21 protein-coding genes are annotated in these 16,374 nt (G+C 40.7%); 1 reads left to right on the forward strand and 20 read right to left on the reverse strand.

The window, feature by feature from the left end:
* Positions 1 to 6: 6 nt before the first annotated feature.
* From spoVG to metG, 12 genes are all read right to left on the reverse strand, one after another.
* Complete coding sequence (spoVG, locus tag NSS92_RS14035; protein WP_008357439.1) at positions 7 to 303, reverse strand: septation regulator SpoVG; 297 nt, start codon at positions 301 to 303, stop codon at positions 7 to 9.
* 224 nt (positions 304 to 527) lie between these two features.
* Complete coding sequence (gene ridA / locus NSS92_RS14040) at positions 528 to 905, reverse strand: 2-iminobutanoate/2-iminopropanoate deaminase (RefSeq protein WP_024425639.1); 378 nt, start codon at positions 903 to 905, stop codon at positions 528 to 530.
* A gap of 38 nt (positions 906 to 943) precedes the next feature.
* Positions 944 to 1,777 carry a pur operon repressor gene (purR, locus tag NSS92_RS14045; protein WP_340868679.1) on the reverse strand — a complete coding sequence of 278 codons (834 nt, stop codon included), beginning with the start codon at positions 1,775 to 1,777 and terminating at the stop codon, positions 944 to 946.
* Positions 1,778 to 1,832: 55 nt separating this feature from the next.
* A complete protein-coding gene (ispE, locus tag NSS92_RS14050) occupies positions 1,833 to 2,702 on the reverse strand; it encodes a 4-(cytidine 5'-diphospho)-2-C-methyl-D-erythritol kinase (RefSeq protein ID WP_267588156.1) in 870 nt (289 codons plus the stop codon).
* 146 nt (positions 2,703 to 2,848) lie between these two features.
* Positions 2,849 to 3,034, reverse strand: a complete 186-nt coding sequence (locus NSS92_RS14055; RefSeq protein ID WP_012008653.1) for a small, acid-soluble spore protein, alpha/beta type — start codon at positions 3,032 to 3,034, stop codon at positions 2,849 to 2,851.
* Between the two features lie 163 nt (positions 3,035 to 3,197).
* The gene (gene veg, locus NSS92_RS14060) at positions 3,198 to 3,455 is read right to left on the reverse strand and encodes a biofilm formation stimulator Veg (RefSeq protein WP_024425637.1); all 258 of its coding nucleotides are present in this window, start codon (positions 3,453 to 3,455) and stop codon (positions 3,198 to 3,200) included.
* Between the two features lie 213 nt (positions 3,456 to 3,668).
* On the reverse strand, positions 3,669 to 4,553 hold the full coding sequence (gene yabG / locus NSS92_RS14065; RefSeq protein ID WP_267588140.1) for a sporulation peptidase YabG: 885 nt from the start codon (positions 4,551 to 4,553) through the stop codon (positions 3,669 to 3,671).
* A 134-nt stretch (positions 4,554 to 4,687) separates the two neighbouring features.
* A complete protein-coding gene (gene rsmA, locus NSS92_RS14070; protein ID WP_025093515.1) occupies positions 4,688 to 5,566 on the reverse strand; it encodes a 16S rRNA (adenine(1518)-N(6)/adenine(1519)-N(6))-dimethyltransferase RsmA in 879 nt (292 codons plus the stop codon).
* Complete coding sequence (gene rnmV / locus NSS92_RS14075; RefSeq protein WP_017359323.1) at positions 5,559 to 6,119, reverse strand: ribonuclease M5; 561 nt, start codon at positions 6,117 to 6,119, stop codon at positions 5,559 to 5,561. Before rnmV ends, rsmA begins: the two co-directional genes overlap by 8 nt.
* 160 nt (positions 6,120 to 6,279) lie before the next feature.
* Positions 6,280 to 7,479 (reverse strand): ubiquitin-like domain-containing protein, encoded by a 1,200-nt coding sequence (locus NSS92_RS14080; RefSeq protein WP_340868683.1) that lies wholly within the window; start codon positions 7,477 to 7,479, stop codon positions 6,280 to 6,282.
* Between the two features lie 244 nt (positions 7,480 to 7,723).
* Positions 7,724 to 8,491, reverse strand: a complete 768-nt coding sequence (locus tag NSS92_RS14085) for a TatD family hydrolase (RefSeq protein ID WP_340868685.1) — start codon at positions 8,489 to 8,491, stop codon at positions 7,724 to 7,726.
* An 81-nt stretch (positions 8,492 to 8,572) separates the two neighbouring features.
* Positions 8,573 to 10,573: a methionine--tRNA ligase gene (gene metG, locus NSS92_RS14090; RefSeq protein WP_267588138.1), complete on the reverse strand. Its 2,001-nt coding sequence runs from the start codon at positions 10,571 to 10,573 to the stop codon at positions 8,573 to 8,575.
* Positions 10,574 to 11,093: 520 nt separating this feature from the next.
* Between metG and NSS92_RS14095 the strand changes: the two genes are divergently transcribed.
* Positions 11,094 to 11,384: an AbrB/MazE/SpoVT family DNA-binding domain-containing protein gene (locus NSS92_RS14095; RefSeq protein ID WP_087975202.1), complete on the forward strand. Its 291-nt coding sequence runs from the start codon at positions 11,094 to 11,096 to the stop codon at positions 11,382 to 11,384.
* Positions 11,385 to 11,429: 45 nt separating this feature from the next.
* Here NSS92_RS14095 and rsmI read toward each other — a convergent pair whose 3' ends face one another.
* Genes rsmI through NSS92_RS14135 form a run of 8 tightly spaced genes read right to left on the reverse strand, consistent with a single transcriptional unit; the run spans position 11,430 to position 16,352 of the window.
* Complete coding sequence (rsmI, locus tag NSS92_RS14100) at positions 11,430 to 12,311, reverse strand: 16S rRNA (cytidine(1402)-2'-O)-methyltransferase (protein WP_340868686.1); 882 nt, start codon at positions 12,309 to 12,311, stop codon at positions 11,430 to 11,432.
* Positions 12,286 to 12,585: a GIY-YIG nuclease family protein gene (locus NSS92_RS14105; protein WP_041105706.1), complete on the reverse strand. Its 300-nt coding sequence runs from the start codon at positions 12,583 to 12,585 to the stop codon at positions 12,286 to 12,288. The genes rsmI and NSS92_RS14105 overlap by 26 nt, the downstream gene beginning before the upstream one ends.
* Positions 12,572 to 13,315, reverse strand: a complete 744-nt coding sequence (locus NSS92_RS14110) for a tRNA1(Val) (adenine(37)-N6)-methyltransferase (RefSeq protein ID WP_340868689.1) — start codon at positions 13,313 to 13,315, stop codon at positions 12,572 to 12,574. Before NSS92_RS14110 ends, NSS92_RS14105 begins: the two co-directional genes overlap by 14 nt.
* A gap of 55 nt (positions 13,316 to 13,370) precedes the next feature.
* Positions 13,371 to 13,724: a DNA replication initiation control protein YabA gene (gene yabA / locus NSS92_RS14115; RefSeq protein WP_024425629.1), complete on the reverse strand. Its 354-nt coding sequence runs from the start codon at positions 13,722 to 13,724 to the stop codon at positions 13,371 to 13,373.
* A gap of 14 nt (positions 13,725 to 13,738) precedes the next feature.
* Positions 13,739 to 14,566 carry a PSP1 domain-containing protein gene (locus NSS92_RS14120; protein WP_024425628.1) on the reverse strand — a complete coding sequence of 276 codons (828 nt, stop codon included), beginning with the start codon at positions 14,564 to 14,566 and terminating at the stop codon, positions 13,739 to 13,741.
* Positions 14,567 to 14,568: 2 nt separating this feature from the next.
* Entirely contained in the window at positions 14,569 to 15,558 is a 990-nt protein-coding gene (holB, locus tag NSS92_RS14125) for a DNA polymerase III subunit delta' (RefSeq protein WP_024425627.1), read from the reverse strand.
* A gap of 11 nt (positions 15,559 to 15,569) precedes the next feature.
* On the reverse strand, positions 15,570 to 16,010 hold the full coding sequence (locus NSS92_RS14130) for a YaaR family protein (protein ID WP_095407530.1): 441 nt from the start codon (positions 16,008 to 16,010) through the stop codon (positions 15,570 to 15,572).
* 12 nt (positions 16,011 to 16,022) lie between these two features.
* Positions 16,023 to 16,352, reverse strand: a complete 330-nt coding sequence (locus NSS92_RS14135; RefSeq protein ID WP_024425625.1) for a cyclic-di-AMP receptor — start codon at positions 16,350 to 16,352, stop codon at positions 16,023 to 16,025.
* Between the last annotated feature and the right edge of the window lie 22 nt (positions 16,353 to 16,374).

Here is a 16,374-nt window from a genome sequence, read left to right on the forward strand (position 1 = left end):
GTATGATTAAGAAGCTCCAGCTTCTTCATATTCAATTGTTTCTTCCTCTTCGCCTAAGCGATGATATTCATTTAATACAGCATCTTGGATTTTACCCCGAGTGCTTGAATTAATTGGATGTGCAATATCGCGAAACTCTCCATCAGGCGTGCGTTTGCTAGGCATTGCAACAAACAACCCATTGTTTCCATCAATCACACGAATATCATGAACAACAAATTCGTGGTCCAGCGTGATGGATGCAATCGCCCTCATGCGACCATCGGTATTCACGCGGCGTAATCTTACGTCAGTAACTTCCACAGTAGTTCACCACCTTTTCCCAATATAAAAGCATTACTTAGGTATTCAACGATCGTGGTGATTCTCCTGCTCTTTTTTTAAACTTTTTTTGAAATATCGGGATATTTATACATTATTTGTCATATTGGTGACGACGCTTACATTCTCAGCATGAAAAAAGACATCATGATGATGTCTTTTCCTGCATATGATGAAACCAAACGGCTTTCATTGAGAGTGCCTGTTTATTTTACTAATGCAACTACTTCTATTTCTACAAGCGCATCCTTTGGAAGTCTTGCCACTTCCACACATGAACGAGCTGGCTTATGTGTATGGAAATACTCACCGTACACTTCATTCACTTCAGCGAATTGTTCCATATCTTTGATGAAAACAGTTGCTTTCACGACTGTTTCAAAGGAAGCACCTGCTGCTTCAAGTACAGCCTCAAGATTACGGAACACTTGATGTGTTTGTTCTTTAATATCTCCATTGACAAAATCTCCAGCTGGGGTTAATGGAATCTGCCCTGAGCTGTAAAACATGTTATTGACAATAATTCCTTGAGAGTAAGGTCCAATGGCTGCTGGTGCATGTTTGGTTTGAACAACTTTTGTCATATCAATCTCTCCCATTCAAATACATGTTTAATCAAAGCTTACGCTTTCGAATGAAAAAACTCGTGGAAATTGCCTTCATTGATCTCAATGATTTTTTGCTTCATATTAATGGTTGAAAGCTTTAACAACGAGACATATTCATCGACAAGACGTTCATCTACGCCTTCATCTTCTAAAAGAACACCGATCCCTGCAACATTTGCATTAAATTCCTCAAGCAAATTCATCATGCCGTTAATGGTTCCGCCCGCTTTCATAAAGTCATCAATGATCAACACATTGGAGCCTTTATCTAAGCTGCGCTTTGCAAGGGACATGGTTTGAATTCGGTTAGAAGAACCTGACGCATAATTAATACTGACAGTTGATCCTTCGGTTACCTTATTATCTTTTCTAACGATCACAACAGGCACATTTAAATAACCCGCAACAGAATAGGCAATCGGAATACCTTTTGTCGCAACGGTCATGACGACATCAATCGCACGGTCCGCAAAGATGGTCGCAAACAGCTTACCGATTTTCGCAAGAATCGATGGATTGCCTAAAACATCGGTTAAATATAAATAACCGCCAGGAAGTACACGTTCAGGAGTTGATAATGCCTCTCCGATATCGTTTACTACGTCATCTGCTTCTTTTAGGTGTATTTTTGGAATATATTTCACTCCGCCAGCAGCGCCAGGTACAGTAAGCAATGTGCCTATTCCCTGCTGTTCGAAGGTCTGTTTGATAATCGTTAAGTCTTCACTAATGGAGGACTTTGCAGATTGATAACGTTCTGCAAAAAAAGTTAACGGTACTAGTACGTGCGGGTGGGCTAACAAATAATTTGTTAAGTCCACCAATCTGCCGCTTCGACGAAACTTCATGAACTTACCCCCAGAACCCGAATAATTTATGAATAATATAACTTAATATACGGATTTAATCAAGGGCATTTTGTTCGCCGATCATGCGGACAGCGTATACTTGATCACAAAATCCTCTCAGTCCGTTATATATTCTTTGTACCTTCGATTCATATTGAATCAAGCCAAACACAGTTGGGCCGCTTCCACTCATTAATACAGCATCAGCACCGAAACGCTTCATCTGTCTTTTGATCATATCTACTTCCGGATACATCTTTAATGTCACAGACTCCAGAACGTTACCGAGTGAGCCGCACATCTCTTTATAATCTTTCGCCTCAATGGCTTCAATCATACGCTGTACATTTGGGTGTCCTACTTTGCTTGCGTCATATTGTCTATAAACTTCAGCTGTAGATACCCCAATCACCGGCTTCGCTAAAATCACCCAGCAATGCGGCGGTGTCGCGATATGCTTCAGTTTCTCTCCACGTCCTGTCGCTAGTGCTGTGCCTCCGTGTACACAAAAAGACACATCTGAGCCGATCTCCGCTCCAAGCTCAGCGAGTTCATCTAACGTGAGATTTAACTTCCACAAACGGTTTAAACCGCGAAGCGCTGCTGCAGCATCACTGCTGCCTCCAGCTAAACCTGCTGCAACAGGAATTGCTTTTGTGATGACAATTGATACTCCTTTTTGAATACCGAACCTTGTTTTGAGTAATTTAGCCGCTTGATAAGCCAAGTTACGCTGATCATCTGGCACAAATCGATTATGAGATGATACACGGATTTCGTCTTTGTCCAGCTCCGTCAGCTCAAGTCGATCTGCAAGGTCTATTGTTGTCATCACCATCTCCACTTCGTGATATCCATCCGGTCTTTTTCCATGAACATCAAGTGAGAGATTAATTTTTGCCGGTGCTTTTTCTAAAATACGCAAACATTTCACCTACTTCTCCATCTAAACATAAGTATCAATATTGTATCACATTTGATGGATCTGATGAATATTGGCTTTTACGCCCAGCACACTGACTTTTTCAACAAAAAAAGCCAGAGACACCCGAGGTATCCCTGACCATTTTTCTATCGTTGATTCTCATCCTGAGCCATGTGCTGCTGAGCTAATTCGATGGCACGTTTGACCATATTACCTGCGTCACGCGCACGAATCTCTCCCCAGCCTCCATTTTTGACGGTATCATAAAATCCAAGATCCTTCGCCAGCTCGTATTTGAACTCATCTGACATAATGCCTCGGCGTCTACCCAAACGAAACAGCCCCTTTAGTCGAGAATTCGAATCAGTGCCACTGCTTTTGTGGCTTTCTTATTTTGTATCGAATCCTTTCTTTTACCCCTTTCAAAAAATGGACAGACTCCCATTCAGAAAAAAGGGCAAAACAAAAAGCAGTAAACAAGAAGTTCACTGCCCATTAATAGGCGACTGAGCTAGCGGCATCATCGAACGTTAATTCGACCGTCTCAGTCAGTATATCTGCATAACTGTAAGAAACTCTTTCAAACGAATTCTCATCTTGATCTAATTGAATCACAAATACAGAAGGGTACGTTTCAGCTAAAATGCCCGAACGCTCAATTGTTTTACGACGGCCTCCGTTAGCCTTTAACGTCAAACGTTTACCTAAGTTACCATCAAGCGATCTTTTGATGTCGGACAAAGTCTTCGCCATTGCATCCACCTCACTGAGATAATTATACAACAACGGCCCATTTTTGTCAAATAAAAATTAAATTATATCAACCAACACGAGCCATTGTCAACAAAATAATTTTGACAAACTTCTACCTTTTCTCCTCCCTATTTTTCTCAAATTCCGGTGAATTATGTATCCATTTGAAATTTCTTTTTGAACATAAAAAAAACCAGACTGAAATCAGTCGGGTTATGTCGATTCATGGTCTTTTTTATATGGCATACCTACCCTTAAAACACCCTTCGTCTCGATGCCCCCAAGGCCTTTTTCTCTTGTTAATGTATTACGAAGCACATCCCACACATTGATTCGATCTACAAATGGAGTGAAGCTGATCTTCGCAACGATATACACGGGATCGAGCGCATGAATGTTCACACGTGAAGGTGAGCTTGCAAAATTGGCACCTGCTTGGATCAATGATTCGAAATGAGATTGACAGGCGCCTGCAAAGATCACAAGTTGATCTAAATGAGGAATTTTCTTTCTTGCTTTTTGAACCGTTTCAACGAAATGACGAGAATGGCGATAGGCACCGATATCATTTACGCCGCCCTTTTGCTTGGAATACGCATCATGCCCTGTAATGACTAAAATATCAGGCCGATATTGATCAAGTAACGAATCGATCACGCTTGGCATTTTCTTCTCTTGACAATGCACTCCGTACACAGGCACACCTATTCGTTCATATACGTCTAAGCATTTCTTTAAGTATGAAGCATCTCCATCTAGATGAAGGACCTTTCCAGGCATGTGAAAATACTGCTCCTGATGCTGATATTGTCCAGATGTATAATACTCTTGTTTTTCACGCAGCAGCTGATAATCCTGTCTTAGTAGGTCGAGCGATTCGTTAATTTTTCGTTCGTCGTCCTTTTCCCTTGTCAGCTGCTCCTCTTTTTGAATCAAGACGAGATCCGACATCTTAGCATCAGCAATCAGCCTCACTTCATTCCCATGCAATATGGCAGTGGCTTCGTGCTGATCTGTCTCATCAATTCGAATGATTCGAAACATAATATCCATTTGATAGGATGCCCTCGTCACCATATCTCCTATTTGAAATTGCATGCTTTTCACTCCACAATCAGGCTCATATCCTGTTGGTATCGTCTTGCACTAAACATGTTCATCTTTCATATGTGCTGTTCTTTCTAGCCTATGCCCGAACAGTTGAAGTGGTGAAAAACAAAAGAAAAAAGCCCTTACGAAAGGGCTTTTTGTAAAACATTCGACAAACGGGCAAATTCCTCAATGGATAATGATTCTCCGCGGCGCTTTCCATCAATATCAGCTGTTTGGAGTGCTTCCTCGATGATCGCTTTATGTTTTTTTCCATCAGGTAGATTGTTCATCAAATTATTCATCAATGTTTTCCGGCGCTGGCCAAAGCTCGCTCGGATCAATTGAAAGAAAAACGCATCATTTTCTACTGAGACAGCAGGCGTTTCACGAACAGTCAGCTTAATCACAGCCGAATCGACATTTGGCTGAGGAACAAAAACCGTTTTAGGTACAACCATCACCGTTTTTGCTTCCGTATAAAATTGAACTGCGATAGACAGTGAATTATATTCCTTTGATGAAGGGACAGCTGCCATACGATCTGCTACTTCTTTTTGCAGCATGACCACAATCCCTTTCAATGGAAGGTTTTCTTCAAGCAATTTCATAATGATCGGGGTTGTCACGTAATATGGAAGGTTGGCAACAACCATCACTTCCTTACAGTCAGCAAAATTTTCTTCGATGACCTTTCTCACATCCGCCTTTAATACATCTTGATGAATGATCGTGACATTATCATATGGAGAGAGCGTATCGTTTAAAATAGGCAATAAACGCTGATCAATTTCAAAAGCGGTGACTTTCTTTGCTCGTTTAGCAAGCTGTTCTGTCAATGCGCCGATACCAGGCCCAATTTCAATGACGCCGGTCTCATCTGTCACCTCTGCGTGATCAACAATGCGATCTAAAATATTTGTATCAATTAAGAAGTTCTGCCCTAAGCTCTTTTTAAAAGAGAAACCGTACTTCTTCAGTATCTCCTTCGTTCTGACGGGTGTCGCAATATCTTTATTCATCGGCTTCCTCCTGCATGACGGTCTTTAAGGCCGCAATAAAATCATGTTTGGTTATTTGGAACATGTGAAGGCGCTTTTGCAGCTGCTTCGCATTGGTATATCCTATATTTAAAAGCACTCCTAGTCGTTCGCGGCGGCGTTTCGATGCTTCGCCTCCGATAAGGCCTGCGTCAAATAAGTCGTCTAATGTAATGTCACTTTCCGATTCTTCCATTTCTTCATGGACATGGGCAAGACATTCCCGAATACTGTCCAAGGAAGCATGTTCGACACCAATTCCTTTATCCCGCTTCGCCTTCGCAAGATGTTTTGGCAAAAAAGCGTGCTTACAGCCAGGAACCGCCTCTGCAATGGTTTTACGGATCTTCTCACCAGGAAAATCGGGATCTGTTAAAATAATGACTCCTCTCGTCTCCTGAGCAAGACGCACTTGTTGAATGACTGTATCGCCAATGGCAGATCCGTTTGTTTCGATCGTATCTGCATCCACCGCCATCTTCACTCTGGCAGTGTCATCACGACCCTCCACCACAATGATTTCTTTGATTTTCATGTATTCCTCCGCTTGCAAAAACAATCTACATTTTTTGGTTAAAAAAACGAAACCTTTCATGCTGCTTTTGCGTCTAATTAATTAGAAACAGTGCTTCTATTATAACCAAAAAAACAGAGGGTGCGCAAAGCCCTCTGTTCATATAAATGATTTGATGTGTTTATTTGAGTACTCTAATCTTCACTCGTTTATTTCCCCATTGATAAGCTGCCGACTTACTTGGGACAAACACATCAATTTTATTCCCTTTTATAGCAGATCCAGTGTCTGATGCAACGGCATATCCATAGCCTTCCACATACACTTTTGAGCCCAGCGGAATGACACTCGGATCAACTGCTATGACCTTTGCACCCGGATTTGCTTTTAAATCAAAGCCTGTAGACGTTCTGCCCGTACATCCAGCACAGCTCGCTGTATAGGCTGTTGACGCTACATAAAATTCTTTTCCTGACGATTCATTGCTTCGTGAAACCGCAGGGGACGCTGTAGGCTTTTTGGTCACTTGTGTACCAATGGCCACTAAACGGTCCTTACTATCTTTTTCGGTCACTTCTTTAATCAATTCTTTAGACACCACTTTGCCGTTTTCTTTCACAATGGCATAGTGCTTCTTCAATTTACCTTCTTCACCTTTTTTAAGTACCTTCTCTTTTCCTTTTTCAAGAGAATGATCCTTTTTATGTTTGGTATCAAAAGCAATTTTCTCTTCCACTACATCGGTGACTTTTTCCACCCGAGTGATCTTTATATCTGCGCTCTTTTTAGAAAGGTTACTATGTAACGCAGGCTTGATCTTATCGTGCTTCTTGAGCTTCAGCTCTTGTTGCTTTAAAAAGTCAGCGACCGTAGTCGAAGTGGTCCACACTTTTTTATCTTTTCCTCCATCATTTAAGCTGACCTGGAAGGCCTGCTGAACCACAAGATTCATATCCTTTTTTAACTTGTCATTCTTTCCTGGAGTTACTTGATCGTGCTTCCCAATATCTATCTTCTCATTCTTCAATAATGCTCCAACCGTCTGATCTGTTGTCCATATCGTTTTCTCTTTCCCATCTAGGGTCAGATGAACCGGTATAGCCGCATCATACACAATGTTCATGTTGTCTTGAATCTTTGTATTTAGACTTGGAGAGATATGATCCTCCGCCTTGGTCCTTATTCCAAGGTCTGAAAGCAGCTGAGCTACTGTCTCTTCATGTGTACGAATTGTCTTCTCTTTACCATTGATTGAAATGGTAATAGACTGCTTAGTGAGCTCATGCGCACCGTAAGCCGTTCCAGTTCCAGCTAAAAGCAAGCAAACAACTAGTAATAAAACCTTGCCTTTTCCTAGCTTAACAGAAAACAGATTTTTCATTTTTTGTACGATGAAAAACGCCTCCTTCTCCTCGGAGAGATTATATAGAGTATCTCAAAACCTGTCAACCCTTCCACCCAGTGTACAAAAATGCTCGATTGTAAACCTATTATGGGAGATTTATGGAAGGAAGGGAAGAAAGACTTATCGACAACTTATCCTATGAGGAGGCGCAAACGTGTAGAACTTTTTCGTTATGTTTCACAATTGGACAAGCTTAAACAAGGATTGACATCATATACTGTCAGTTTATACGGAAAACTTTTTTTGCATTTTTTGTTGTCAATTCAGCAAGCTCTTCAAAGCTGATTTCTCTCAGCTCCGCAATCTGTTCTGCGATATATTTCACATAACTTGGCTCGTTACGTTTCCCTCTAAATGGCACTGGCGTTAAGTATGGGCAGTCTGTTTCAATCAAAAGCCGGTCACTTGGTATCTCCTTTACAACTTCCTTAGGCTTTTTGGCATTTTTAAATGTCACGGGTCCACCGAATGAAATATAAAAGTTCATCTCCATACACGCTTTTGCAGTTTCCAGACTGCCAGTAAAGCAGTGCATAATACCTCCAACCTCAGCTGCTCCCTCTTCCTTTAAAATCGTCACGACATCTTCCGTTGCGTCACGATTATGAATAACGATTGGAAGATTCACTTCCTTCGCAAGAGCAATTTGGCGTCTAAAGACTTCCTTTTGCACATCTTTTGGCGACTTGCCCCAATAGTAATCCAGACCCATTTCTCCAATCGCAACCACTTTTTCGTGTTGAGATAAATCTTTGATCCAAGCCAAATCCTCATCTGTCATATCAATAGCATCGACTGGATGCCAGCCGATAGCTGCATATATGAAATCATACTCTTCAATTAACTCCATCGCTCTCGTAATTGTTGGGCGGTCAAACCCTACCACCACGATTTTCTCAACTTTCTCGCTTTTCGCTCTTTCGATCACCTGCTCTAAGTCTTCATTGTATTGTTCTGCATTTAAGTGGGCATGTGTATCAAATAACATTGTTGATTGCTCCTTTCGACAATTCTCCTAAAAAACAAAAGGTGTTCGACGAAATGTTACACGTGGAACACCTTTGTTGATTTATAAAATTTTTGTTCCATTTGCTAGAGATTGATCTACTTCAAGAACCTGCAATTTCCCGCCAGTTTCTCCTGTTAAAATCATTCCCTGGGAAATTTCCCCTCTGAGTTTAACTGGTGTAAGATTCGCTACGCAAACGAGCTTCTTCCCTACTAATTCCTCTGGTTGATAGTGCTTGGCAATCCCAGAGACTATTTGTCTTTTTTCAAATCCAAAATCAAGCTGAAGCTTTAAGAGACGATCCGCTTTTTTAACTGGAGCTGCTTCCAATACCTGTGCAACTCGAAGATCGACTTTTGAGAAATCATCAAATGCAATTTCTGCTCCCAGCTCAGGTAATTCCGTTTCTTCGATTTCCACTTTCTCTTCTTCTGCCTTAGGTGCACTTCCCTGCATTTTTTCTTTAATGTAGGCTACTTCTTCTTCAACCTCTAAACGCGGGAACAAAGGCTCTCCTTTTTGTACCGTCGCTTGTTGAATCGCACCAAATGATAGGATACTATCCCAACTTTTGAGCTTCTCTTCTTCAATTCCAAGCTGGAAGAAGATTTTCTCAGGTGTTTTCGTTAGGAATGGCGTTAAGAGTACTGCTGTGATTCGAAGTGATTCTGCTAAATGATACATAACAGAATGCAGTTCTTTTCGTTTTGTTTCATCCTTTGCCAGCACCCATGGAGCTGTTTGATCAATATATTTATTGGTTCTGCTGATTAATGTCCAAACATTTGAAAGAGCCACAGAGAATTCAAGGTTCTCCATCGCCTCTTCATAGGCTTTGACTGTTTGCTCAGCGACTGCTTTCAGCTCTTCATCAAACTCATTAACAGGACCCTTATAGCTGCTTAAAGTGCCGTCAAAATATTTTTGCACCATCGCAACTGTACGATTAAGCAAGTTACCTAAATCATTGGCAAGGTCATAGTTTACACGTTCCACGAATCCTTCTGGTGTAAACACACCATCCGCTCCAAATGGTACTTCGCGAAGCAGATAATAACGAAGGGCATCGAGGCCATAGCGATCAATTAATGTAACCGGATCTACCACATTCCCTTTTGATTTAGACATTTTGCCATCTTTCATGAGCAGCCAGCCGTGGGCGAAAATTTGTTTCGGCAGAGGCAGATCTAATGCCATCAGCATAATCGGCCAATAAATCGTATGGAAGCGTACAATTTCTTTTCCTACGAGATGTACGTTGGCAGGCCAATATTTTTTGTATTTTTCATCTTGATCTGTTCCATAGCCAATCGCAGTTAAATAGTTGAATAACGCATCAATCCATACATAAATGACGTGCTTTGGATTGTTAGGAACTTTAATTCCCCAATCAAAGGTTGTTCTTGATACTGCTAAATCCTCTAAACCTGGTTTAATGAAGTTATTAATCATTTCATTCTTTCTTGATTCAGGCTGAATAAATGATGGATTCTTTTCGTAATAGTCGAGCAAACGATCCGCATACTTACTCATGCGGAAGAAATATGATTCCTCTTTAATTAATTCAACAGGGTGGCCGCTGTCAGGGCTTTTTCCGCCAATGACTTCCCCTTTCTCATTACGCTCAACATCAACAAGCTGTGTTTCTGTATAGAATGTCTCATCAGGAATACTGTACCAGCCCTCATATTGATCTAAATAAATATCGCCTTGATCAAGCAGTTTTTGGAAGACTTGCTCAATGATTTTCGTATGTCTTTTTTCCGTTGTACGAATGAAGTCATCATTAGAAATGTCGAGTTTCTTCCATAATGATTGAATGTCTTTAACGACTGGATCTAAATACTCGATCGGTGTGATATTTTGTTCTTCAGCTTTTTGCTGAATTTTTTGTCCGTGCTCATCTGTACCCGTTAAATACATGACATCATAGCCTTGAAGACGTTTATAACGAGCCATAGCATCTCCAGCTACTGTCGTATAAGCATGTCCAATATGTAATTTTCCGCTCGGATAGTAAATAGGTGTTGTCAGATAAAACGTTTTTTTCTTTTCTGGCATGTCGGAACCTCCTGCGTGTGTGTAAATGTCAAAAACTCCCGCCCAATGGACGAGAGCGGTTATCATCATTACATGAAAATGTGTCAGATCAATTCATTCAATTTTGCACTTGTGCTTTCTCTATGATACCATCTTAGCCTTTAAGATCAAGCATATATACATAGAACAAGATGAAATGATCGAAAAAGATGAGTTTTTCGAAAAAAACGACAAACCCGTCGACATTTTGTCGAATATTGTCGTATGAAATCTATTTCCAGATTTACAATTGGCTAAATTAGGGCAAAAGTCTTGTTAATCTGAACTCATCATTTCTTAAATTTTCATAGAAAAAGCCTACAAAAGCCTTATACATCAGTAGTTTCAAGGTCTTTTGACTTTAAGAGTCATATTTTACAAACAATAGTAAACAAAATGATTGACGATTTATGGAAACCTTGTTATGCTAGGAATGTAAGGAATTTGTCGAATAATGACGAAGATAATATTATATTAAGAATAAGTTCTTTTTGGGAGGAGAATGAAGATGAAATCTACAGGTATTGTACGTAAAGTTGACGAATTAGGACGCGTGGTGATTCCAATCGAACTTCGCCGTACGCTAGGAATCGCTGAAAAAGACGCTTTGGAAATTTATGTTGATGATGAAAAAATTATCCTAAAAAAATATAAACCAAACATGACTTGCCAAGTAACAGGTGAAGTATCAGACGATAACCTTAAGCTTGCTAATGGTAAATTAGTTCTTAGCCGTGAAGGTGCAGAGCAAATCATTAACGAAATCCAAAACCAACTTCAATCACAAAAATAAGGTTCATATAAAAAAGGTTCTTGCACCGTTTGCAAGAACCTTTCTTTATTGTTCAATATGATAGGCATCGTATATCGTGCGCTTTGGCACACCACGTTCAACAGCTGTACGTTTAATGGCTTCCTTCGACGTTAATCCTTCCTCTATGTAATGGATCACATGTTCTTTTTCAGATAAGGACGTCCACCATGCTTCTTCATTCATCTCTTCTTCAGCTTGATCATTTCCTTGTACCACAAGACAGAACTCACCTCGGATTTGATTCTCCGCAACCCATGTCAGCACTGACTCTAAATCTCCACGAATAAACTCTTCGAATTTTTTTGTCAGTTCTCTCGTAATTGCGATGTTCCGATTCCCCCACACTTCCTTCATCAAAGTCAGCGTTTCTTTTAATCGATGGGGCGCTTCATAGAAAATGATCGTTTCTTGGCGTTTCTTCAAGGCTTCAAGCTGCTTTTTCTTTTCTTTTTTTTGACGGTCGAGAAAACCGTAAAAGAAAAATGGCTGAGGCGCGATTCCTGATGCAATGAGTGCCGTTAGTGCAGCATTGGCGCCAGGTAACGGAATGACATAGCCTCCGATGCTAGTAAAATCTCGAACCACTTCGGCCCCTGGATCTGAAATCGTCGGTAAACCGGCATCACTCACGAGTGCGATATTCTTCCCTTCTTTTAGCCATTCGATTAACTTGTGGCCGCTGCTGTCTTTGTTATGCTCATGATAACTTGTTAATGGTGTATCAATCTCGTATACATGAGACAGCTTTTTCGTTTGCCTTGTATCTTCTGCGGCAATATAGTCTACATCTTTTAATGTTTGTATCGCTCGGAACGTCATATCTTCTAGATTTCCAATCGGGGTTGGAACGAGATAAAGAATACCCATATCAGATTGACCATCAAAGCTTTTCTGTGTCTTTTTCATGTGCCGCCTCCTTTTCCATTCGCATTTCTTCTATATAAATGTCTTTCTTTTTCCTCGTCCACGTTTTGAAACGATATTCTTGCTGCATGGCTTCTCTTTTGGTTGCAAAACATTCATGATAAAAAAGCTCAACCGGGCGTCTCGCTCTTGTATACTTTGCTCCCTTTCCACTATTGTGGGTCATCAGTCTTTTTTGCAAATCATTTGTATAACCCGCATACAGGCTGCCATCTGCACATTTTAATACATAAAAGTAATGATTATGCTTCTCCATACAGTATCGTCCTGATTTCATCTGTATACTCCTGATCTTCCCCATAAACAAAAAGAGGCGGGAGAATTTTCAGATCTGGTTTTCCATCTTTTATGCCCTCTACCAAGATGGTATTGGCTTCTTTCCCTTGTTTGGGATAAACAAATTGAATTCGTTTTGGCTCAATTCGGTATTTCTTCATTAATTCCACTATCTCAAGCAGCCGTCCTGGTCGATGAACCATCGCCAGTTTTCCCCCTTGCTTTAGCAGCGTGGAAGAAACACGAATGACATCTTCTAATGTACAATGAATTTCATGCCGTGCAACCGCCAAATATTCATTTTCATTGATTTCATCCTTAGAAGGTGTTTTAAAATATGGCGGGTTACATGTAATCACATCAACTTTATGGTTGCCGTACCGTTCTGGCATATCATTCAAGTCACCACGAATCAATTCGATCTGGTGTTCAAGTTGATTATACTCCACACTTCTTTTTGCCATATCAAACAGTCGTTCTTGAATTTCAACACCCGTAATCGCGGCCTTAGAACGAGTCGAAAGCAGCAATGGCACGATGCCATTTCCGGTACAAAGATCAATGATCTCCCCTTTTTGGATCGGTACATACGCAAATTTAGCTAATAATACTGCGTCCAATGAAAAGGCAAACACAGTTTTACTTTGTATAATCTTCATATCTTCGGCGAGCAAGTAATCTAAACGTTCATCTTCTCTTAACGAAACCATGATGTATCCTTTCTTTTCCTGTGAAAAAGGCTCCCGATTCAGCGGAAGCCTTTTCTCATTTTTTATTTAAAAATGACAGACAGAACAAACAGTCTCCCTCTTTACGAATGCTCCCATAATGTACATTACAAATATGGAAGCCCTCCTGATATAGCCGGGCCAGGTTATCATGACCTTCCCCTATATCAGAATGACTTGGCTTCTGGGCAGAATCATTCTCTGCCTCAGACGATTTGTCTCGATCGGACTGATCCAGACGTTCACGCAAGTGCTGATTCTCCATCTGCAGCTGATGATTTTCTTCAATCACTTCACCGATATGATTTTTCAAATCACCTAACTGGCGATAAAGAGAACCGATTTGTTCTTCTAAATTAATCACCGTATCAAATAGTTCCTTTTTATCCAAGGTGGCACACCTCGTTACTCAGTTGTTTGTGCAGATACAACGCCTTCTTGTAATAATTCTTCCCATGTATATTCTATCACTTTTTCTTGCCCGGTTAATTCAACTTGCAAAATTCGTTCTAAAATATTAAGCCCTACTACCTTTGCAGAGCCATTAGACGTCTGAATCGTTTCGCCGATATCCGGTAATTGTTCTTTCGCTGTTTCATACTCATCATTCTCATATTTCAAGCAGCACATCAAACGACCGCAAAGTCCTGAAATTTTTGTAGGATTTAACGACAGGTTTTGATCCTTTGCCATCTTAATAGACACTGGTTCAAAGTCTCCTAAGAATGTCGAACAGCAAAGCATTCGCCCGCAAGGACCAATGCCGCCAAGCATTTTTGCCTCGTCTCTTACACCAATCTGGCGAAGTTCAATTCTCGTTTTGAAGATTGATGCAAGATCCTTCACTAGCTCACGGAAATCGACTCTGCCATCTGCTGTGAAGTAGAAGATGACCTTGTTTCGGTCAAATGTAAATTCAACATCAACCAGTTTCATTTCTAGCCCATGTTCACTTACCTTCTGAAGACATGTATCAAAGGCTGTCATCGCTGCTTCTTTGTTTTCCTCAACGATGAGCCGGTCTCGTTCGTCTGCTACACGAATGACTTTACGCAGAGGGAGAACCACATCGTGTTCATCTACTTTTTTATTGGCGATGACCACTTGTCCGTACTCAACCCCTCTGACCGTTTCTACAATGACACAACTATCATTTTCTATATGAAATCCATTAGGATCGAAATAATAGATTTTGCCCGCTTTTTTAAAGCGAACACCAATTACGTTGTACAAGCTTATCCCTCCTGCAACATCAACACCAATTGCTCCATCAGCCCTTGGGCATTCACGTTGGATTGAAGTCTCTTTTTCGCTTCTAGTACAGCAAGGATCTGGCTGGTCACCATCTGCTGTGTGGAATGCAGCGCATGCTGCTTCATTGTCTGGAATAAGTCTTGATAAATGACTTTATCTTCATTTCCTATTTGAATCGACAATACATCACGGTATATAAATAAAAGCATATCCAGACCTGTTTCTTGAAGGTCTTTCTCTTTGAAAAAAGGCATCCATTGATCCTGTATATAAAAAAATGCATGTTCTTTTCGCTGGTGTAAGACTTCATACAATTTTATCACTTTCGCTCTAGACTCTGCAAACTGATCATTTCGACTTAATTCGAGTGCTTCTGCTAAATTATTGGTTAAATTCGACAAAAGCCTTGCGAGATGCTGAGATACGCCTTCTTGTAAAAGCTGCTGCTCCAAGGATTGTGGCTGCAGCGGCTGAAAGCTGAGCATCTGACATCTTGAAATAATCGTATCCAGCATTTTATGCGATTGCTCAGTGATTAAAACCGCCATCGTTTCCCGATTAGGCTCCTCTAGGAACTTCAATAAACTGTTCGCGGCATTAACCGTCATTTTGTCCGCATGAAGAATAATATACATTTTCCGGTGAGATTCTACACCTGCTTTTGTAAATTCCTCCTGCAGTGCCTGCACTTGCGCCTTCTTAATTGATTGGCCATCGGGCTGCACAAGATGTAAATCGGGATGGTTTCCTGATGCAATCCTTTTGCAGTTTTGACAGGATTCACATGGTTTCACTCCTGATTCCAAACAAAAAAAGCTCTTAGCCAAAAGCATCGCTGCATCCAGTTTTCCTGTCCCTTTTTTTCCTTCAAATAAGTAGGCATGCGCAAGTCGGTCTTTATCAATACTATTAAAAATCAGCCGCATGACGCGCGGCTGCAAATCATTCATGTCATCCCAGCTAATTGCCATGTTATCACTCTCTATGTGTAAAGGTTAATCAATAAACCTTTTATTTCTCCAATACGTTCAAGCAAATCAATAGATGGTTTCTCTTGATTCATCATATCCTCTGTTAATTCAATCAGCTTTTCATCCAGCGCTTTGACTAAAGCGAGTGTACGTGTGTTGCCATAAATGTCAAAGCTCCTTGATGTTTCTATATTTAAACCATTATCGACTGTCTCTTTCACAAAGCGCTTCACCAGTCCTTTAAACCTAGCCAAGTCCTTTAGGTTTCGTGACTTTGCGAGCTTTTTACCGAACACTTCGATATCACTCAGCATGACCGTCAGTTGTTCTAAGCGCAGTTTGCCGCTTTGCGTCTCCATCGAAGCTTTGAAGGAGGCAGATGTCTGGTTTCCTTTCATCGCTTGAAGTTCACGCTTTTCTAAACGCAGCCGCATATCTTGATTAATTTTCACAGCAACCCATCCTTAAAATTGATGAAATTGTTCAACTGGCAGAATAAAGACAGTAGCTCCGCCAACTTCAACCTCAACAGGGTATGGTACGTATGAATCTGCATTTCCACCCATTGGGGATACAGGCGCGATCATTTGATCACGTTTACGGCAATTTTCTTTTATAAGCTGTAATGCTTTATCCACCCGGACATCATCACAACCAATAATAAAAGTCGTATTCCCAGACTTTAAAAACCCACCAGTTGAAGCTAATTTTGTCACGCCGAAATGATGTTCAGTCAATATTTTCAACAACTTGCTGCTATCTTGGTCCTGTACAACGGCAACAATTAATTTCATTTGATTGGCCTCCTTTATTTTA

Source organism: Bacillus sp. FSL M8-0166, assembly GCF_038008825.1.
GTDB lineage: Bacteria > Bacillota > Bacilli > Bacillales > Bacillaceae > Bacillus > Bacillus safensis.